Source organism: Nocardia jiangxiensis NBRC 101359, assembly GCF_000308615.1.
Lineage (GTDB): Bacteria > Actinomycetota > Actinomycetes > Mycobacteriales > Mycobacteriaceae > Nocardia > Nocardia jiangxiensis.
Window position 1 is genome coordinate 60,122 of sequence record NZ_BAGB01000003.1, and the last position, 18,222, is coordinate 78,343.

The 18,222-nt window shown below is 64.1% G+C and carries 25 protein-coding genes and 3 tRNA genes; 8 read left to right on the forward strand and 20 right to left on the reverse strand.

Annotated features, from left to right (window positions below; translation table 11 throughout):
- Nucleotides 1–534 precede the first annotated feature (534 nt).
- A complete protein-coding gene (locus ON40_RS51090; RefSeq protein ID WP_245567604.1) occupies nt 535–828 on the forward strand; it encodes a PASTA domain-containing protein in 294 nt (97 codons plus the stop codon).
- 14 nt (nt 829–842) lie between these two features.
- On the opposite strand, the gene ON40_RS01100 is transcribed toward ON40_RS51090, so the two are convergent.
- A tRNA-Ser gene (locus ON40_RS01100) sits at nt 843–927 on the reverse strand.
- A 136-nt stretch (nt 928–1,063) separates the two neighbouring features.
- Between ON40_RS01100 and ON40_RS01105 the strand changes: the two genes are divergently transcribed.
- Nucleotides 1,064–2,119 carry an alpha/beta hydrolase gene (locus ON40_RS01105; protein ID WP_040817341.1) on the forward strand — a complete coding sequence of 352 codons (1,056 nt, stop codon included), beginning with the start codon at nt 1,064–1,066 and terminating at the stop codon, nt 2,117–2,119.
- A 131-nt stretch (nt 2,120–2,250) separates the two neighbouring features.
- On the opposite strand, the gene hisC is transcribed toward ON40_RS01105, so the two are convergent.
- Nucleotides 2,251–3,330: a histidinol-phosphate transaminase gene (hisC, locus tag ON40_RS01110; protein ID WP_040817343.1), complete on the reverse strand. Its 1,080-nt coding sequence runs from the start codon at nt 3,328–3,330 to the stop codon at nt 2,251–2,253.
- A gap of 123 nt (nt 3,331–3,453) precedes the next feature.
- On the opposite strand from hisC, the gene ON40_RS01115 reads away from it, so the two are divergent.
- The 3 genes from ON40_RS01115 to ON40_RS01125 all read left to right on the forward strand — a co-directional run bounded on the left by ON40_RS01115 (nt 3,454) and on the right by ON40_RS01125 (nt 4,455).
- Entirely contained in the window at nt 3,454–4,170 is a 717-nt protein-coding gene (locus ON40_RS01115; RefSeq protein WP_040817346.1) for a dienelactone hydrolase family protein, read from the forward strand.
- Nucleotides 4,171–4,257: 87 nt separating this feature from the next.
- Nucleotides 4,258–4,347, forward strand: a tRNA-Ser gene (locus ON40_RS01120).
- Nucleotides 4,348–4,382: 35 nt separating this feature from the next.
- Nucleotides 4,383–4,455: transfer RNA gene (locus ON40_RS01125), tRNA-Arg, on the forward strand.
- A 23-nt stretch (nt 4,456–4,478) separates the two neighbouring features.
- Here the strand turns inward: ON40_RS01125 and ON40_RS01130 are convergent.
- From ON40_RS01130 to ON40_RS01195, 15 genes are read right to left on the reverse strand one after another with little or no spacing between them, the layout of a single operon-like run.
- Nucleotides 4,479–5,795 (reverse strand): tyrosine-type recombinase/integrase, encoded by a 1,317-nt coding sequence (locus tag ON40_RS01130; RefSeq protein ID WP_063712920.1) that lies wholly within the window; start codon nt 5,793–5,795, stop codon nt 4,479–4,481.
- Entirely contained in the window at nt 5,792–5,977 is a 186-nt protein-coding gene (locus ON40_RS49115) for a helix-turn-helix domain-containing protein (RefSeq protein WP_040817348.1), read from the reverse strand. The genes ON40_RS01130 and ON40_RS49115 overlap by 4 nt, the downstream gene beginning before the upstream one ends.
- Nucleotides 5,978–5,988: 11 nt before the next feature.
- Entirely contained in the window at nt 5,989–7,689 is a 1,701-nt protein-coding gene (locus tag ON40_RS01140) for a replication initiator (RefSeq protein ID WP_051192494.1), read from the reverse strand.
- Nucleotides 7,686–8,594, reverse strand: a complete 909-nt coding sequence (locus ON40_RS01145; RefSeq protein WP_040817350.1) for an adenine nucleotide alpha hydrolase family protein — start codon at nt 8,592–8,594, stop codon at nt 7,686–7,688. Before ON40_RS01145 ends, ON40_RS01140 begins: the two co-directional genes overlap by 4 nt.
- A complete protein-coding gene (locus ON40_RS01150; RefSeq protein WP_040817353.1) occupies nt 8,591–9,043 on the reverse strand; it encodes a hypothetical protein in 453 nt (150 codons plus the stop codon). Before ON40_RS01150 ends, ON40_RS01145 begins: the two co-directional genes overlap by 4 nt.
- Nucleotides 9,040–9,204 carry a hypothetical protein gene (locus ON40_RS51535; protein WP_157186152.1) on the reverse strand — a complete coding sequence of 55 codons (165 nt, stop codon included), beginning with the start codon at nt 9,202–9,204 and terminating at the stop codon, nt 9,040–9,042. Before ON40_RS51535 ends, ON40_RS01150 begins: the two co-directional genes overlap by 4 nt.
- Nucleotides 9,201–9,389, reverse strand: coding sequence for a hypothetical protein (locus ON40_RS01155; protein ID WP_157186153.1), 189 nt, complete (start codon nt 9,387–9,389; stop codon nt 9,201–9,203). Before ON40_RS01155 ends, ON40_RS51535 begins: the two co-directional genes overlap by 4 nt.
- A complete protein-coding gene (locus ON40_RS01160) occupies nt 9,386–9,616 on the reverse strand; it encodes a hypothetical protein (RefSeq protein ID WP_040817358.1) in 231 nt (76 codons plus the stop codon). The genes ON40_RS01155 and ON40_RS01160 overlap by 4 nt, the downstream gene beginning before the upstream one ends.
- The gene (locus ON40_RS01165) at nt 9,613–9,936 is read right to left on the reverse strand and encodes a hypothetical protein (RefSeq protein WP_040817360.1); all 324 of its coding nucleotides are present in this window, start codon (nt 9,934–9,936) and stop codon (nt 9,613–9,615) included. The genes ON40_RS01160 and ON40_RS01165 overlap by 4 nt, the downstream gene beginning before the upstream one ends.
- Entirely contained in the window at nt 9,933–11,207 is a 1,275-nt protein-coding gene (locus tag ON40_RS01170) for an FtsK/SpoIIIE domain-containing protein (RefSeq protein ID WP_051192496.1), read from the reverse strand. The genes ON40_RS01165 and ON40_RS01170 overlap by 4 nt, the downstream gene beginning before the upstream one ends.
- Nucleotides 11,208–11,212: 5 nt before the next feature.
- Complete coding sequence (locus ON40_RS47760; protein WP_051192497.1) at nt 11,213–11,869, reverse strand: DUF2637 domain-containing protein; 657 nt, start codon at nt 11,867–11,869, stop codon at nt 11,213–11,215.
- Entirely contained in the window at nt 11,869–12,063 is a 195-nt protein-coding gene (locus ON40_RS01180; RefSeq protein WP_157186154.1) for a hypothetical protein, read from the reverse strand. Before ON40_RS01180 ends, ON40_RS47760 begins: the two co-directional genes overlap by 1 nt.
- Complete coding sequence (locus tag ON40_RS01185; RefSeq protein ID WP_040817362.1) at nt 12,060–12,278, reverse strand: hypothetical protein; 219 nt, start codon at nt 12,276–12,278, stop codon at nt 12,060–12,062. Before ON40_RS01185 ends, ON40_RS01180 begins: the two co-directional genes overlap by 4 nt.
- Nucleotides 12,278–12,529, reverse strand: a complete 252-nt coding sequence (locus ON40_RS01190; RefSeq protein WP_040817363.1) for a hypothetical protein — start codon at nt 12,527–12,529, stop codon at nt 12,278–12,280. Before ON40_RS01190 ends, ON40_RS01185 begins: the two co-directional genes overlap by 1 nt.
- Nucleotides 12,526–12,999 carry a hypothetical protein gene (locus tag ON40_RS01195; protein ID WP_040817364.1) on the reverse strand — a complete coding sequence of 158 codons (474 nt, stop codon included), beginning with the start codon at nt 12,997–12,999 and terminating at the stop codon, nt 12,526–12,528. The genes ON40_RS01190 and ON40_RS01195 overlap by 4 nt, the downstream gene beginning before the upstream one ends.
- Before the next feature lie 186 nt (nt 13,000–13,185).
- On the opposite strand from ON40_RS01195, the gene ON40_RS01200 reads away from it, so the two are divergent.
- From ON40_RS01200 to ON40_RS01210, 3 genes are all read left to right on the forward strand, one after another.
- Nucleotides 13,186–14,046 (forward strand): P-loop nucleotide/nucleoside kinase family protein, encoded by an 861-nt coding sequence (locus ON40_RS01200; protein WP_040817365.1) that lies wholly within the window; start codon nt 13,186–13,188, stop codon nt 14,044–14,046.
- Nucleotides 14,047–14,180: 134 nt separating this feature from the next.
- A complete protein-coding gene (locus ON40_RS01205) occupies nt 14,181–14,579 on the forward strand; it encodes a kinase (protein ID WP_245567605.1) in 399 nt (132 codons plus the stop codon).
- Between the two features lie 1,179 nt (nt 14,580–15,758).
- Nucleotides 15,759–15,986 carry a hypothetical protein gene (locus tag ON40_RS01210; protein WP_040817368.1) on the forward strand — a complete coding sequence of 76 codons (228 nt, stop codon included), beginning with the start codon at nt 15,759–15,761 and terminating at the stop codon, nt 15,984–15,986.
- Between the two features lie 402 nt (nt 15,987–16,388).
- On the opposite strand, the gene ON40_RS49480 is transcribed toward ON40_RS01210, so the two are convergent.
- From ON40_RS49480 to ON40_RS55380, 3 genes are all read right to left on the reverse strand, one after another.
- Nucleotides 16,389–16,913: a type II toxin-antitoxin system Phd/YefM family antitoxin gene (locus ON40_RS49480; RefSeq protein ID WP_083895327.1), complete on the reverse strand. Its 525-nt coding sequence runs from the start codon at nt 16,911–16,913 to the stop codon at nt 16,389–16,391.
- 2 nt (nt 16,914–16,915) lie between these two features.
- Nucleotides 16,916–17,203, reverse strand: coding sequence for a type II toxin-antitoxin system RelE family toxin (locus tag ON40_RS55895; protein WP_218008720.1), 288 nt, complete (start codon nt 17,201–17,203; stop codon nt 16,916–16,918).
- 324 nt (nt 17,204–17,527) lie between these two features.
- Nucleotides 17,528–17,662: a hypothetical protein gene (locus ON40_RS55380; protein ID WP_281032992.1), complete on the reverse strand. Its 135-nt coding sequence runs from the start codon at nt 17,660–17,662 to the stop codon at nt 17,528–17,530.
- Nucleotides 17,663–18,222 lie beyond the last annotated feature (560 nt).

The following is an 18,222-nucleotide window of genomic DNA, read 5'->3' on the forward strand; positions in this document are numbered from 1 at the left end:
CTTTCAGGTCGTCGACGGGCCGGATCGCTTTGCGGATGGCGCTCGTGTAGCGCATGACGATCGAAAAATCTTCGAGGAACGCATAAAGCAGGTATCACGCTCGGAAATCTTCGGTTATTTGCCCGTTTTCGGTGAGAATTCGTCTTTCCGGTAGCCCGGTCTCGGGCGCAGGACTCGAGTCGGCATTCGGTCGGAGGATGCATGAGCGATCTCGCGATGACAAGGGCCTGAATGCTCTATTCCTCACCCGATCCTCACGGCAAGCTCGTTGACTCGGTGAAGATCACGGTTCGGCATGCGAGAGATCCTGCTATCGAGGGGACTTTGTGGAGGATATTCGCCACCAATTCAATTTTGGTACCTGACGCAGGAAGCAGCCGAAACCGCCCGAAAATACTGCGGTCAGCCGTGCTGACGGCCGGTATCGTCGGTGCGACCACAGGGTGTGCAGCAAGCTCCGATAAGGCTGTGCCACAGAATATTTCGGCAAGCAGCGCGGCGGTCGCGATATCGGCTTCCGTAACACCGACTCTCGTGCTCACTTCCATCGCAGCGACGCCGACGAGCACGTCATCCGCCGGTGCCATTGCCGCCACGCGACTGATGCCCCACGTCGTATGCATGAATCTGCAGGACGCACAGTATGCGATTCATGCTGTCGGAGTCTTCTTCTCCCGCTCGCGGGATGCCACCGGCGCCGGTCGACGGCAGATCATCGACCGCAACTGGATCGTCGTCGCCCAGTCGCCAGTGCCGGGAACCCCGATCTCCGAGGGAGACGCGGTTCTTTCGGTCGTGAAGAACGGCGAACCGAACTCGTGTGGCTGAGCCGACAAGATGTGCGGTGGGTGTGGGATTTGAACCCACGGTGGCGTGAACCACGACGGTTTTCAAGACCGTTCCCTTAGGCCGCTCGGGCAACCCACCTCGCCTCGCGTGGGAGCGGGGCCGTTTCAGGGTAGCGGCGGGAGGGGTGGGTTGCCGAATCGGCGGTTCGGGGGGCGGAGGAGAGGGCGTGTCGCCTCACAGGAATGATTCAGGGGATTCTGGCAGGATGTCGGCCATGAGACGCCGTTGGACCCGGCGTCGGTTAGCCGGCGCTCTCGCGTGCGCCGCACTGTTGATCGGTGCGGCGGCGGGGGAGGTGCCGACCGCATTCGCCGGTCCACCGGTGAACAGCGGATCCTCGGACGGTCCCGAACCACAGGCGCCGGTGGACAATCCGCGCCCGGTCGCCGCGTCGATCGACCACATCCAGAAGATCACCGATCGCCGGCTGAAGGTATTCGTGCGCTCGCCCGCGATGGGACGCACACTGCCGGTGGAGATCCTGCTGCCGAAGAACCGCAGCGCTGCGCGCCCGACCCTGTACATGCTCGACGGGCGCAGTGCGAGCAACGAGGTGAACAACTGGACAAAGTACGGCGAGGCGGTGCAGTTCTTCGCGGACAAGGACGTAAACGTCGTGCTCACGCTCGGCGGCCCGGCCAGTTACTACACCGACTGGCACCACCCGGACCCGGTGTTGGGCAACAACAAATGGGAGACCTTCCTCACCCGTGAGCTACCCCCGCTGATCGACGCGAAGTTCAACGGCAACGGCCGCAAGGCCCTCGAAGGTGTGTCGATGGGCGCCGAGGCCGCGATGATGCTGGCGATGCGGCATCCGGGCGACTATCTCGCGGTCGCCGCGCACAGCGGTTGCTACGCGATGGGTTCGGACGTCGGCCAGGCGCAGGCCCGCGCGATCGTCAGCACCTACAACGGGAATCCGGACAACATGTTCGGCGGCCAGGACAATCCTGCCTGGCTCGCGCACGACGTGATGACGCACGCCGGCGAGTTGCGCGGCACGGCCCTGTTCCTGTCCGCAGGGAGCGGTATGCCCGGCCCCTTCGACGGTCCGAGCAACCCGGATTCGCGCACCTCGGTCATCTTCGGCGGCCCGCTCGAGGCCGGCGCCTACGCCTGCACGATGGCGCTGGCCGACCGGCTCGAGCGCATGCAGATCCCCGCGACGGTGGATCTGCGCAAGGTAGGCACGCACTCCTGGCCGTACTGGGCTGCCGAGTTGCCCCGGGCCTGGCCGACGTTGGCCGGTGCGCTCGGCATTCGCTGAGGCACGAGACCTGCGCCTGATGAGGTTCTCCGGCTGAACCGCTCGACGTCGATCTCCCCGAGCGGCCCGACAGTTCGATCCGCCGCCGCATGCAGCCGGATCATGCCGGGCTCGGTCGGGCCGAATCCCGATCAGCTCAGGAAGCGTCCGGTGATCTCCGGATCCGTCGCGAACGCGAGGAACTTGTCGTTCTCGTGCGGATCACCCGCGGTCACCCGCACACCGTCGGTGCCGTAAGGCCGCACCAGCACCCCGGCCTCCGCGCTCGCCTCACCGAATTCCGCACTGCGCGAACCCAGTGCGAGCCAGACGAAGTTGGCTTCGCTCGGGACGATCGGATATCCGGCCTCCACCAGCGCCGCACGCATCCGATCGCGTTCTGCGACAGTGCGGTCGGTGCGATCGAGCAGTTCGTCGCCCGCCTCGAGGCAGGCCATCGCCGCCGCCTGGGCGAGACGGTTCACGCTGAACGGGATGTGCACTTTGAGCAGCGCGGTGATCACCTCGGGATGGCCGACCGCGTAGCCGACGCGTAGCCCGGCCAGGCCGTAGGCCTTCGAGAACGTCCTCAGCACAAGCACATTCGGGCGGTCACGGCCGATCTCCACGCCGTTCGGGTGGTCCTGCGCGGGCAGCCGCAGATATTCGTAGTAGGCCTCGTCCAGAACCACCAGGATGCGCTCGGGCACCTTGTCGAGGAACCGGATCAGCTCGTCGCGGCCGACCGCGGTACCGGTCGGATTGTTCGGATTGCAGACGAAGATCAGTCGCGTGCGATCGGTGATCGCCGCGGCCATCGCGTCGAGATCGTGGCCCAGGCCCTCGGTCAGCGGGACCTGCACGGACGTCGCATTGCCCACCTGCGTGACGATCGGATACGCCTCGAACGACCGCCACGCGAACAGCACCTCGTCGGTCGGCGAATCGCAGGTGATCTGCACCAGCTCCTGGCACAGCGCGACACTGCCGCACCCCACCGCGATCCGCTCGACCTCGACGCCGTGGAACTTCGCGATGGCCGCCCGGAGTTCGCCGGACTGGTTGTCCGGGTACCGGTTGGCCAGTTCGGCGGCTTCGGCGATGGCCTTGGCGACTGTCGGCAACGGTCCGAGAGTGGTCTCGTTGCTGGCCAGTTTCACCGCGCCGGGATGGCTGCGGCCGGGGGAGTAGGCCGGGATGGACTCGAGGTCCGGACGAATACGAGCGCTCACCCCTCCACATTAGACGTGCGGTGCGACTGCGATTACCGGGTGGATGCCGCGGGTAATTTCGCGCCCGAATATCGGGCATACGAGTTGTCCGGAACGTTACCCAACCGAACTATTCTGTTTTTCATGCCGGGCAGCTATCACGACAACGCGCCCCTGCGCGCCGGCGACCCCGCTCAGGCGCAGGACGGACAGGCCACGACAATCGCGCGAGTACCTATTCGGGTGATCGAACCGGACCGGCGTGCGCGCGGCGGAATCGTCCTGCTGCACGAATCGCGCGAATTCGCCGAAGCATTGCTGGAGCTGATGACGGCGCTCTCGGCCGAGGGCTGGATCGTGGTGGCGCCCAACCTGTTCCATCGCGGAGCCGCCGACGACCAGATCTTCGGCGAGGAGTTGTTCGCCGATTTCGACGCGTGTTTCGACTGGCTCGTCGGACGCGGAGTCTTCCCGGACCTGACCGGAGTTCTCGGCTTCGACAGCGCCGGAACCGCCGCATTCCTGGTCGCCACGAATCGCCAGATCGGTGCGGCGGTCAGCGTCGCCGCCCCCGGTATCGACGAGCCGCTCACCGAGCGCGCGGACGCGCTGATCCGGGCCGCCGCGCAATTACAGGCCCCGTGGCTCGGCCTGTACGGCGCGGACGATCCGGTCATCCCCGCCGACCAGGTCGAACGTCTGCGTGAGGCCGCCGCGGCCGCCGCCGTGGCGACCCTGGTCGTCAGCTATCCAGGTCTGGGGCACCGCCCTGATCGTCTGGCCTTCGACCCCGCCGATGCGGACGAGTTGGTTTCCGCCCACACGAGAATCTTCGATTGGTTCGATTCTCACCTACGTTGACCAGCCGTTTTGCGTCCTGAGCTGTTGCTCTGTACTCTTTCGTCTCGGCGGTTCGAAAGGACCGGGCCCTCGGAAGAGAAGGCTCCAGGAGGCGTGCCAGAGCGGCCGAATGGGACTCACTGCTAATGAGTTGTCCCTTCACGGGGACCGGAGGTTCAAATCCTCTCGCCTCCGCCACGTCCGGTTCGCCGGACACACAACTTGATAGATCTGCGCCCGTAGCTCAACGGATAGAGCATCTGACTACGGATCAGAAGGTTAGGGGTTCGAATCCCTTCGGGCGCGCTCCAGGTCAGAGGCCCTTTCGCTTAGTGCGGAGGGGCCTCTTTCACGTCGTTGACGACACTATTCGACGACAACCCGCCATCCAACAACCGATCCATCCCAGACACCGCTTCCCGCTGTACCCGCTCGATCACATCCATGTAGATGCCGGTCGTGACCGTGATCGAGGAGTGCCGCAAGATCCGCTGCACCGTCGCCGCTTCGACACCCTGAGCGAACAGCAGCGTGGCGCACGAGTGGCGGAGATCGTGCAGGCGAATGGGTCGGACTCCGGCCTTTTTCACCAACTCCTCGAACGCCCGATTGACGTTCCGCGGTTCCAGCGGCGTGCCGCGGGTAGAGACGAACACCAAGCCGAGCTTGTTCGCCTTCATCAGCGCCGGATCCGCCATCTGTTCACGGCGATGTTGCCGAAGAATTCGCACGAGCTGATCAGGCAGCGGAACCGTCGACTCGGAACTCTCGGTCTTCACCTCGTGCAGATCCAGACTTCCGCCGATCCGATAGAGCGCCTGAGCGATATCGACCGTGCCCGCCCCCAGATCCACATCCGCCCATCGCAGCCCCAGAGCCTCGCCACGCCGAAGCCCGATCGCCAGAGCCACCGACCACAGTGCATGGAGCCGATGGTGTTTGGCGGTGTCGAGAAATCGCAGCGCCTCTTCCTCCGTCCACGGCTTCACCTTGCGAATCCGTCCGGTCGGCATCGGCACCTTCTTGGCCACGTTGCGCGCCAGCACCTCGTCATCCATCGCGTCCTGGAGCGCGGCACGCAGAACGCGCAGAACCGCCCGCCGAGTCCCGACGCTCGGGTGCTTCTCACAGCACCGTTTCGGCGTCTGAGCGCAGCAGCGAGCCCGTTCCGGATGAACCTTCTCCGGGTCCTTCGGATCGTGAGTCCGTTTGGCGTCCTTGCCCTGTGCGCAGCACTGGCACTGTGTCGCCAGCTTGGTCAGCCATTCCCGGATGTGCCGAGCCTCGAGCCGCCGCAACTTGTGCTTCCCCAGTCCCGGAACCAGGTACAGCCGAACCAGCAACTCGTAGGTGACATAGGTTGTCGGCCGCACGTTGGGTTCTGCCACCGTCGCCAGCCAGTGATCGAGGTATTGCCGAACAGTCATCGTGGTGACGTCGACCGGAATCCCTTGGCGCTGAAGGTTCTTCAGACGGGTTCGTTCCGCATCGGCCTCGTCCCATGTCCGCCCGTACACGCTTACACGCTTACGAGTGCCGTCAGGAGCGTCTACGAACAGCTTCAGCTCGACGCGACCGTCCTTGCGCCGCCCGATCGTGCCCGAACCGTTCGGACTCTTCCTGCGCGCCTTCTTCGGTTCGCTCATGCCGCAGCGTCCTCGATTAGGCCGACCACGTACGCGTCGAACGACTGGCGAACGATCCGCCGACACCGACCGACCTTCACCGACTGCACCTCACCAGCCCAGATCAGCTGATAGACGCTGTACCGGCTGACTTTCAGGTCGTCGGCCGCCTCCTGCACGGTCATGAACCGATCAGTGGTCATGATTCCATCTCCTATGCGGCGTTCTGGGTTGCCGAAATGTCTTGCAGGCCCGATGGTTCGGCGGCCATCCGGGCTCTGAGGTATTCCGCGCGCCATGTCGATCGTCGGGAGATCGCACCCATGATCAAGTGCTCGCGCAGGGGCCGGGAGGTGTCACCAGGTTCGACCGGGGTGACCTTCAGGTGCGAGGTGTCCGGTTTGGTTATGCCGACCTGGGCGAGGAGTTGCCGAACGAACTCGACACGATCGGCCCGGTGATCGGGGAGGGTTTTGCCGGACCAGCGACGCGAGACCAGCACCCGCCGACCGGGCAGGCCGAGAGTGTCTCTGCGGTGGGCTTTGCCCCTGCATCGACCCGGGACGGTCTTGTCTGTGGCACCGCGGGGCACGATGCCGTATTCGAGCCATACCGGGCACCGCGGTGAGCATGGAACGTGCTGCAGCTCGGCGTGGAGCCGGTCGTAATGGTCCTTGGCGCGGTCCGAGCGCGGTTCCACGATTTCGCTGATCGACTTCACCAGGTACTTGGTGACGTAGCCGATCGTCTTGCCCGCCTTCTCCGTTCCAGCCAGCACACCGGTGATGTGCTTGCGGTCCATCTGCTCGCCGAACCGGAGCGTGTGCGCAGGCTCGAGATCGTCGATGTCGTCGAGGACATCCAGCGCGTCATCCCAGTACGTCAGAGCCTGTCCGGTGTCCGGGTCGACGAAGGTCGCCTTGCGCGGATCCCACACCGGCTGGTGATCGCCGGAGTACTGCACGTTTTCCGGGTCGAAGTGCGGCCACCACACCTGGTGGTAGGTCGCCGCGGTGACCAGTCGCAGGATCTCGCGGGAGATCGCGCCGCGGATCAGGATGTGCAGGTGCGGGGCTCCGCGCTTCTGCGGTTCCACGGTCGCGAAGTACTGCACGTCCCAGCCGACCGCGCGGCGAAGGTTCTGGATCCACCGATCCACCAGCTTGGAGAAGTGCACGATATCCCGGGCAGCACCGCGGTAGTCATAGCGCTCGGGGCGGACCGGGGAGCCGTCGGAGCAGATGTGGCCTTTCTCGTCGGTCGCTCCGTCGGTGTTGATCCGCCCGTAGGAGGGCATGGTGAGCGTGACGAACATGCTGGGCTGGTATCCGGCGAATACCGGCCCGAGGGTGCGCTTTTCGACCTTCTTACGCGGCAGGTTCGGCACATCCTGCCGACGCCGAGTCGACCGCCGACGCCTCCCTTTGTCCAGCACGTCCAGCGCGGGCAACCGGCCCCGTAGCCCGGTATCGCGAAGTTCACGATCCAGGTCCCAGACGTGTTCACGAAGCTCGGTCGCCAACTCCTGATCACCGTCATCAACCGCTTGGCGGTATTCAGCAGCCAGATCCGCACGGGCAGTGAGCAACTCGGTCTGATGATCGGTCGGGTCGTTGGTGTCCTGCACGGGTTCAGAACTCATGTGCCAGCCTTCGCGGCACTGGGTGATCCGGAGCAGGCGGTGAGCCTTGGCGCAGGCCGGGCACACCGATTCGATCGTGGACTTGCACGGGGCACCCTCGTAGGTGACGGTGCCGGTCCTGGGGTCTTCCACCCGCATCGGAATCGGCCGGCGGCACACGTCGAACTTCTCCGCCGCGGCCTGAGCGATGTCCATCAGATCAGGCATCGCACGGCGATCGGCCGCGGTCTGCCGGTTCGTCGTCGTGTCGGCGTTGGCAGTCGTATCGGTCATGCGGCGGTCCTTTCCGTGCTGGGCGAAATCGGTTGGCCCGAGCGGCATCCGTACGGGGAGCAGCCGTCGAGATCGCCTTGCTCGGCGAATTCGTCGAAGATCTCCAGCTGCAAGTCCGCGTGTTCACGACGGGTCACACGATCGATCGGGGCGAGTTCCAACGGCACCCGGGAGCGATGCAGGAACGCTTCACCGCGAATCGGAGCAGCACCCGCGTTGCCTTTGCGGATGCGGCGGTCGAAATCACACGCATCAGCCCACTCGTCCGGGTGGTTGTCACGCATATCCCGCCAGTGGGCGTTGCCGTGAAAAGGACACCCGATGCAGGAGCTTTTGACGGTGTGGCCCCAGCCCAGGACCTTGAGCCAGCGTTCGCAGTCCTTGCGGGACATGCCCAGCTCCAGCAGCGGGAACCGCTTGAGGGTGTACCGGTTCTGGCGGCGGTCGTTGACCCGGTGCATCTCGTCGGTGGAGAACCCGATCCACTGCTCAGCCACACGGCCTTTCGGGACCGTCCGGAACGTCGGGGCTTTGGCGCCGAGCAGTTCGCGGACCTTGCGGTTGATCGGCACCAGCTTGTATTCGCTGGTGCACTGCCGACGGGCCATGCCGTCCTCACCGGCCGCCGAATGCGTGTAGTACGGCACGGACACGAACCGGTGTTCCGGATCCAGCGCATCCCCGCGCAGATTGCCCTTGCTCACTCGATACAGCGGGATCCCCGCGGCGGACAGTTCCGCTTCGAGGCGATCGACCTGGGCGTAGACCGATTGTGGTTCCCACCCGGTATCGGCGAAGATCGCCCCATCCAAGCCGGGTAGCTCGCCGCGGCAGGCCATCAACGCCAGCACCGTGGACTGAACGCCAGCGCCCAGCGACAACAGGCGCAGCATCGGAGCAGTCATGCCGCATCCCTCCAACCCGTCTCCAGCCGAGGCAGTGTCAGCGACTCGTCATGCGAATCCGATTGCCGCAGAACCATTCCCACCGTCGACGGGCCGATGATCCGAGCCCGGCACTCCTGGGCGCCGAAGGTGTGCGCGATCTGGGCGACGCGGTTCTCGAAGTCCCACGGCGTCTGCTGTTCGCACATCCGCACCTGCAGGCGATCCACGCCCCGCCCGATCTGGACAGCGCCGAGGCGAGGAATCAGGACCGAGTCACCGCGGCGGACGAACAGCCCGCAGGCGATCATGCGCCTTGTCCACACCCGTTGGTATCGCCACCAGATCAGGAACCGTGCCCGAGGTGACCGGGTGATCCACCGCTCGAAGGTCTGCGGACTCCGAAGTCGCCACAGCACCATCCCCGCAGCGGCACATCCGACCACCGCGGCCACCGTTGTCGTGATCATTTCGGATCCTTCGAGGTGTCGAACAGCGAGAGCTGACCGCGGCAGTCGTACCGGGGCAGTTCCTTCGCCTTGGGCTTGCTGGCACGCCGCTTGTTGGCGACCTGGTCAGCCGCCTTACGCACGATCGGGTTCACCTGTGCCGCTTCGTGTTCCGCACTCATGCTGCGCGGTCCGTTCCGTTGCCGAAGTCGATACCGGTTGCACGGTAAGGGGTTTCGTCGGTCTGGCCGCGGGTGCAGGACGGGCAGCGGAACACCTGCACGTAGGTGTCGGTGCCGTAGACCGGGCGAGTGTGCCGGACCATCGGCAGGCCGCAGCAGACCGGAATCATGGTGGTGGTGTTCATGCCGCCCATCCCCCATCGAAGTCGTTGTCGTCGGTGTAGTCGATGCCCTCGTCCCAGCCGGGCACGTGACCGGTTTCAGCCCACGCGTGCACCGCCAGGGAGACCGGATCCAGGCCCGAGCGCTCATAGTGGGCGCGCCGACGAGTCCGGATATCGATCACCGCATCCAGGGCTTCGGCCTCCAGGCGGGCAGCGCGACCACGGCCACGGAATGTGTTGGTACTCATGACTCTTCCTCGATTTCTGTCTCGGAGATGCCGCACACGGAGCAGGTGCGGAAATCAGGCTTGGAACCCAGCAACCGACGCCGGGGCTCAGAGAAGGTGTGGCCGTGCTCAGTGCAGCGAGCCGAGGCAAGGCAGCCGTCGCACAGCACCTTGTCTCCGTCATAGGCCCAGCCGATCCCGGCACCACGACCGGTGATGTAGGCGATGGCCTCATTGACGGAGGTGAAACACATTTGGTCGTAACGGACTTCGGAGTAGCGGTCGCCGCAGCCGTCGCAGTGCACGACCACGTGTGCCACGGTCAGGAATCCGGTCCTCATGCCACACGCTCCTGCGGGAAGTCGGCCAGGTTCACCGGGCGCGGGACCGGCTTGTACTGGGCGGCGATCCGGTCCACGTCCTCATCGGTGACCATGAATGCGCGAGCCCGCTGGAATCCGGCCTTGCCGTCCTCCTGCACGAAGCACACGCCCGGAGTCGTATGCGGGATCCGGTCGCAGTAGGAGCCACGGTTGCGGGCACCCTGGCCGTGGATCATGGCCACCTGGGCGGCCTCGTCCATCCGCATACCGACCCGGTACGGCAGCAACTGGCGTTGGGGCACATTCTCTTTCGACGGGTCGATCACGGTCTCGATCACCGAATACAGCGGCGCCCGACCTTGGGAGAGCAGCAGTCCGTGAGCCCGTTCGAACCGGGCCTGCATCTTCGGGTCGGAGAACGCGGACAGGGTGGCCGCCTCGTCGATGATCGTGACCACCAGGGGGTTGTCCGGGGTGGGGACAGGCTTGCGGACCTTGCCCCGATACTTCTGGGCCGCGGCCTGAAGGTCGGTGACCGTCTCCTCCAGCTGTCCGACCATCTCATCGGCAGTGGTGCAGGAGAACCGGGTGCACAGCGGTTCGAGATACCCGAGTTCCATGCCGCCCTTGGGGTCGATGACCCGCAGCTCCACCCGCCCGGACCGGATCGCCGGACCCATGCCGTTGACCAGGGACCACAACAGGCTGGACTTGCCCGAGCCCATTCCGCCGGCGGCCAGGATGTGTCGGCCCTGGACAGGGACAGTCCACGTCGAGCCGTCCTCGAACACCCCGGTGGGGACCGCCTCCAGGTCCACGTCTTCGGGGACCGCCACCGGCAGCAGTGACGGGGCAGCGAGAGTATCGAGGACTCTCACCTGGAGGCGGATGAATCCCGGAGACTCCGACAGTGCGGTCACTTCCGGGACGCCGAGGTACTGCGCGAACGCATCGAGGGTGGCTTGGTCGGTCCAATCGGCGGTCTTGTGGCCGCCCCGCATTTGGACATCCACGTCCAGGCCGTACACGGTGTACTGGACGTCCAGGGCCGTGGGGTAGCCCTCTTTGGGCGAGCCGAAGCCCAGCTCATGCCACATCATCAGCTCTTGCGCGCGGTCGCAGAACACCAGGATCGAAGCCTTCAGCTCCATCGGTGCCGCGGCCACCCAATCGGCCACCGTCTCGGGGCGGACAGCAGGTGCGGACCGGGACCCCAGGGCCATCCGGGCCACGAAGGCCAGACCGCCACCAGCGGCCAGCAGCGGAGGGATAGTGGTTGCCAGACTCATGGGTATCAACTCCCAGCAGGGACAGCGATCGGCAGCATCTGCTGGACCGGTCGCACAGGACGGACAGGATGGACAGGCCGCATCGGCGGACTGACCGGACGGACAGGAGCCACAAGCGCAGCAGCAGGCACAGGGACCGACTGATGGACAGGCTCAGGAACCGGAGTCGAGGCAGGGACAGGGGCCGGGGAATCTTCCACGGCCGCAACAGGTTCGGGTGCCACCTCGACGGCAGGCTCATCGGTAGTGGTCGAAACGGTCTGGGCCGCACGGAACAACACCGCGAGTCCGTGGGTGTCGATCAGCAGACTGATCGGAGCAATAGCCGCCACGATCGCGCACAGCCAGGCCGGGAGCGCATGGCCGTTCGCGACCGCGTGAATGCTGTTGCCCGCCACCGAGATCAGCGAGCCCGCGGCCAGCACCCACATGAAGTACTTGCGCTCAGCCGATTTGGCCAGCACCAGCCAGCCGAGGGTGGCCTGAATGATCGTGCCGTCGACGATCAGCGGGAACAGCCACGCCGTCGACGCGGGAACATGGGCCAGCTTGGCCAGATCCCGCAGCGTGGTGAACGAGAGAACGAACGCGGCAGCGCCGACACCCGCGATCACCAAGACCGCGAGCACCTGCACCGCCACCATCGTTTTACGCGTGGACATCAGAGCCCCACACTCCGAGTCGACTTCTCCACGGAATCCGCCAGATCCTCCATCAGCCAGACGACCTCGCGTGGCGTCAGCGCAACGCCCTTGCGGCCCAGCTTCAGGAACACCACGTCCTGATCGGTGTCGTAACCGGTTTCCACGCACACCCGCGGGGGCGGGAAACCGAACAGCTCACGCACGAACATCACGCCACCTCCTCCGAGGTTTCCGGCGTGAACTGCTCCAACGCCTTATCGAGATCAGCGCGCAATGCCACAGCCTGGCTGTAAGGCATATGCACCGACACGTCACCGCCGAAACGAACGACGACGATCTGCTCGTTGTACTGAGTGCGGCGGTACTCCGCCGATGCCTTGCCGAACGACCCGACCGACACGTACGCGTGGGTGTGCTGAATGCTCACTACGCCACCGCCTTCTCAGCGGCCAGACGCTCCGCAGCGTCGTGCAGCATCAAGATCTGCGACAGCGTCTCCGTCAGAGTCCGAGCGTCCTCGATCGTCAACGTCAACGACGACGCTGTGACGCCGTTCAGCTCGACACGCACGACCGGAGAGCTCATGCGCCCCAACGCATTCCGGACAGCGGGCACGTACTTCGCGCGCACACCGTCGAAACCGGTGCTCATCATCGCCAAGAACGACATCGCGATCACGCAGCCTTCTCGTCACGCGGACGCGAGGCACCCGGATTCGCCGGAGCCTGCTTGGCACCCGAGGTGTCGCCCTTGATCCCGGTCGCCCGGTAGATGTAGCCCAGGTACTTGAACTCGCCCTGACCCATCACCCGAGGCTCAGCGGTCAAGCCCTCCAGCTCGATGAACCGCATCCCCGTACCGGGAGCGATCTCCTCCGTCGCGAAGACCGGCTGAACATCAGCGATGAACGTCAGATCGAACGACTTACGCTTCCCGTTCGGCTCGTGCGGGTCAGTGACCGACAGCTTCCACAGCCGCTTGCCCGACCCCTCACCAGTCTTCGGGTCGTAATCGATCATCTGCTCCGGAACCGCGTTGCGATCCGGGTTGTACTTGATCGCCGGAGCGATCTCACCCGTCGCCATCAGCTTCTGCGGGAACGTCGAATCGAACCCGACCGAGAACTTGAAACCCTTCGTGATCGCCATGTCTGGAACTCCTTTGTGAGGGACGCACCATCTGTGCTCCACATCACGGTAGCAGTTGCTTCTCTACGAAAGCAACTGTTTCCCGCAGGTAATCCCGGGCAACTTCCTGACCGGGCATCTCCGCAGGCCAGCGCAATGAGCAACTGCTACCCTCGCTAGGTAGCAACTGCTCTCAAAGGAGGCCGCGTGACCCACCCGCAGCACACGCAACCGGCTCATGTGCGCATCGCGCAGGCGATCCGCAACGACATCGAGTCCGGTCGTCTACGCGATGGGCAACGGTTGCCGACGACTCGCGACATGGCACAGCAGTGGCAGGCGAGTCAGCGCACGATCACGCTGGCGATGGAGCAGCTCACCGCGGAGGGCTACATTGCGACGAAGGACCGGTCCGGCAGGGTGGTTACAACACCCCTGGCGCTCACGTCGGCTATGGCGTCACCGATCCGACCGGCACGTCCTCGCATCGTCTACGTCGGCGGGTACCCGGGCAGCGGTAAGAGCGAGTTCGGCCGCACCCTTGCCCGCGAAACTGGCTGGGCCTTTATCGACAAGGACACGCTCTCGCGGCCGATTATCGAACCGGCCCTTGAAGATCTGGGATCCACGTTCGATGACCGTGACTCCGAGATCTACGTCAACCGCATCCGTCCGCGCGAATACGATGCCTTGGCCGCAGTGATCCAAGAGAACGTCGAGTGTGGAAATTCCGTCGTCGCCGCCGCGCCCTATCTGCGTGAGTTCAACGACCGAACATGGATCGACAAGGCGCAGGCCATCGCAACGAACCACGGAGCGGACTCTACGTTCGTGTGGGTGAAGTGCAGTGTCGACACGATGCTGATGTATCTCCGGAAGCGCGGAGCAGCTCGAGACAACTTCAAGCTATCTCGGTGGGAAGAGTGGTCGAAGGGAATTGACCTTTCCTTTCGACCGGCCACCGAGCACCTCGTCGTCGAGAATGATCCTGGCAATGAGTCCCTCCGAACCCAGGCACTGCGCATGATCGAGATGTTCCGCCGCGACCCTGTATCCGCGAGCCAATGAGCACCGGCGTCATTCTGTATGGAGCTCCGGCTACCGGCAAAGACACAGTTACAACTGAGCTAACAAACTTGGACCGTCAGTTCCGCCTCTATCGACGACTGAAGGCCGGACCCGGACGAACCTCCGGTTATCGAATGACCACTCATGCGGAACTCGATCGCATTTCCGCACGCGGACAAGCCATTTGGGTGAACGAGAGATACAACTCGCGTTATGTGATTGATCGCCCCGAACTGATCCGCATGTTGGACGGTGGACAAATCCCGGTCGTGCACGTCGGCCAGCCCGAGGCTGTAGATGCGATTCGCTCAGCGGTTCCCGAGGCATCGTGGACCGTCGTCGAACTGCGCTGCTCTCGAACTACAGCTCATGGCCGGATCGAAGCGCGAGCGACCGGCGACACTGCCGAACGGTTGGACGCCTGGGACGCTACGCCAGCGCTCCGAACGGCCGATCTGACGATCGACACTGAGCGCACCCAGCCGCAACAAGCGGCGGCAGTCATTCGTACTGCCTCCCACCTCGTGGACTAACCCCTATCTGCCGGGGCGCGAGGGAAGAGGGGGAGAGGGGACCGCCAGACGCAACGGCCCGCCGATTTGTTCGTGCCGGTGGACCGACGCGCACCGAGCTCGATGCCAGTCCGTCATACCAGCCCGAGCAGGCCAGCCCCGTGCGATGCGAAGCATCAGCCACAACCCGCCCTCGCATCGCCCGTCCCGACCCGTTCGCGAGTCGTTGCCGAATTTGGCCATACAGGATCAAGAGCGGCAGCGGCCCTACGGGCCGCCGCCGCCGCGCTACGCCGCTCCGCTCGTACCTCGCTGCGCTGCGGTGCGTCGGCGGCGGTTCTGCGAACCGCTGCCGCGAACAGTCCTGTTGACCCATCCAGCCCCGATCGACGAACGGCTCGGGACCGGCTATGACGCCGCGGTGAGTTGCTGATGATGCCCGCGGCACAGGATCGGCCAGGCGGTTGCCGAGACGAATGGCGATGACCCCGATGAGCGAAACCCGCCACAGGCGAGGAGGAGCGGGCTGGCTGCGAGGGAAGGGGAGTGGTGGGGAGGGCGATCAGCTCGGGAGTGCGGAGTGATGCAGGTGGCCGGGTCCTGGCACGTCGGCTCCGCTTTGGCGACGTGGCATAACGCGGACTTCGCCTGTCTGCCGAAGTAATTCAACGACCGAGCAGTGTGGGCACGACATGAGCCGTACCCGACTGACCTCCCGCAGCCGAGCACGAATCGGCCGGCGCCCAGCCCAGTCAACCGGTTGTGGTTACGCCGCAGAACCCCGAATCCCCCAGTTGCGCCCGGTCCCATCGACGCCGCAGCCGTCGCAGAGCAGCAGGATGCCGCCCGGTACCAGGTGCCCTCGCTGATCAGGTACGTCACCTCCGGGCCATTCCACGCCGGGGAGGTGGACCAGACCCGCTCGAACAGTCCCGCCCGGCATCGTCGGGGCTGGTGGTGACGATCCAGCCGCCGTCACGGTCCGGTCGGGGAGTCCGTTGATCAGGTCAGTCGCTGCCGGGCACCTTCCCTGACCCGAGCAGAACGATCTGCCCGAGGGCGTACCACACAACTGGGGCCCTCCAAAGGGCGCTTCGCGTCACTTCGTGATTGGCATTCGCCAACCCTTTTCCACACCCCAGCCGCGCGGTCCGAGCAGAGCTCAGATCGATCTACCCGGATCAGGAAAGGACCCTCACCATGAGCTACCAGATCAACGAACTCCCCGACCTCAGCCCCCTCGGCGGCCACTGGACGCTCACCACCAGCCCCGACGACGCCTACGACGACGTCCCCGAGTACGGCCTGGCCCACCTCCCCGGCGTGGAATGGCCCTACCAGCCCGCCGACTGCACCGTCACCGAGGGCACCTGGTACCTCGACGGCACCCTGCTGCTCTGCGACGGCTGCGGCGTCGACGGAACCTAAATCCCCCAGGGGGCTTCGGCCCCCACTCCGGGGCACCCAGCAACGACGCTGGGTAGCGAGTCGCCAACGACGCCGACTCCAGCCCCCGGAGGTCCCGGGACAGCCCGCTACCCGATCCGGCATCCTTTCCCCGGACCGGGTAGCGAGGCACCCAATCGCCTCAAATTCGTGTGCGAAACCGGACATTCGCCTGGTCGGAGTGGTCACGCGAGTGATCCCCCACCTCCTCATTGCCTAATTGTCTCGCTCCAGCCAACCGCGTCAAGGGAAGAGCGCCCTTGACCCGGCCGTCTTCCGCTGAGGGCGGCAAGTATGAGGATGATGGGAGAAGTGCAGTCGGGGTGCGATAGACAACCTATTGCCTGATCGTCTCGTTCCAATCAGGGAAGTTGACCGGAAGCCTTAGAAGCCGAGCTCGGCTTCTGCTTCCTCCAGGGGAACGGTGTCATGCTCGCGATTCGCTATCGATAGTTGATCTTGGAGGTCTTCAATCTGATCGATCAAGTCCTCGTACCGCTCGTGCGACATCAGAACCGCGACTGGCTTGGAGTGTCGGACAATCGTCACATCCCGCTCAGTGGCGCGCTTGATCATGTCGGCGAGGTTCGCTCGCACCGCACGTGTGGAATACATGAGCGGCGATCTGGAGCGCGCTAATGACGAAGGTCGTTCCCAAAGAAACGGCTTCGACCGCTCTTGTCCCAGCGCAACTCGCTCAGCACGCACCAGCTCGGAGAGCTCCTGAAGTCTCTCTTTCGACTCGTTGCCGAGAAAGTTGACGATGATCGTGCGGCCGACCTTAAAGTGCTCCCAGCCGTTGCCTTCGAAGTGGGAAAGAAGATCAGTGAACTCCTTCCACACATCCTCCGGCGAGAACTTCCCTTTGGCGTCAGACTGGGTGCCGGAAACCTTGGCGTCTGCGCTCACGATCAATTCCTCCTCTTGTAGATCGCTCCGCGGTTTCCGACCATCGTCACTGTGACGACGTCTGCTTGATCGTCTATGAGGTAAATGACTCGGTAGCCGCCGATCCGAATACGATACCCAGATCGACCGGATAGCTTGGTGCACCCGTCAGGACGAGGCTCGAACCGAAGATCCCTGATCGCATCGGCGATCGCCTTCCGTTGACTCACTGGTTCCACCCGTTTGAGCTCTGCAAGAGCAGACCGCTCATATTCAATCTTGTACCGCGGATCGTCCGGGGCCAGACCCACTTCCCGTTCCTTCCAGTTCAGTTATGCAGAGACGTGTGGCCCCGTCCGTATCTTCAGAGTGTACGCCCTTGTGTACCTGAGTGTGTACACAAACGCGGGTCAATGCTGGACAGGTCTGTCTCCAGGAGGTGCACTCGAGCTGCGGCAGCGTCCGAGGCGCGACACAACCGATCGATCTTCTGCAGGATGCCGTGGTCAAGCAGGTCAAGGTCCAGAGCATGGAGGGTCTGATACCCACGTTCGAGCCGACACGGAAACGGTCCGGATAGATGGCCCCCAGCGGGCTACAGTCGAGCTGGGGGCCATCTGCCGAGGAATCAAGTGCTACTTGCGCGGCTTGCCCGCGTCGTCGCGCTTCTTGCGCCATCGGCCATCGTTGTTACGATCGCGATCCTGAGTGCCGCCGCCCCGCTTCGGGACCTGCGGAGGCTCGTGCTTCACGGGCTCGTTCTTGGTCACTAAGACCCCCCTTTCGCTTCACCAGATCAACCGGCAGGCCGCTCCGCGTATGACGAAACGGCCGACAGAAGGTAGGGTCTCGCTTGCATGCCGACCAAAGTATGCGTATAAGACCCAGCCTCACGCCGGATGCCTCTCATTCGGTGTGAGGCTGGTCGTCGTTCATGACCTCATCTGGCGGTCGAAACACTACACCTTGTGGTCGACAGATTGTGTAACCACAACACCTGGTGGGTTACATCGGTGGCATTCGCAGCCTACCGTTTTTGATGAACCTGCAGCTAGATCGGTGCTGGGTGAATTTTTGTGCGCTTCGTCACATACTCATCTACCTGGGTAAATATGCTCGTTAGCCCGCTGCGCCTTTTTTAAAAAAGGTGCGCAAATGATTTGAGTCAGGGTCTGCTGGGCCTGCAGAGGGCTGCCTAGGCTATGTTACGGCGATTGTGACTTGGGTCACCATAAATATTAGCTAAGCAGTAGCTAGCAATCTGAAACCTGTTCTGATTTGACATTTCATGATATATGTGCATATCTGCGATTGTAAGCTCGGTGTTGCT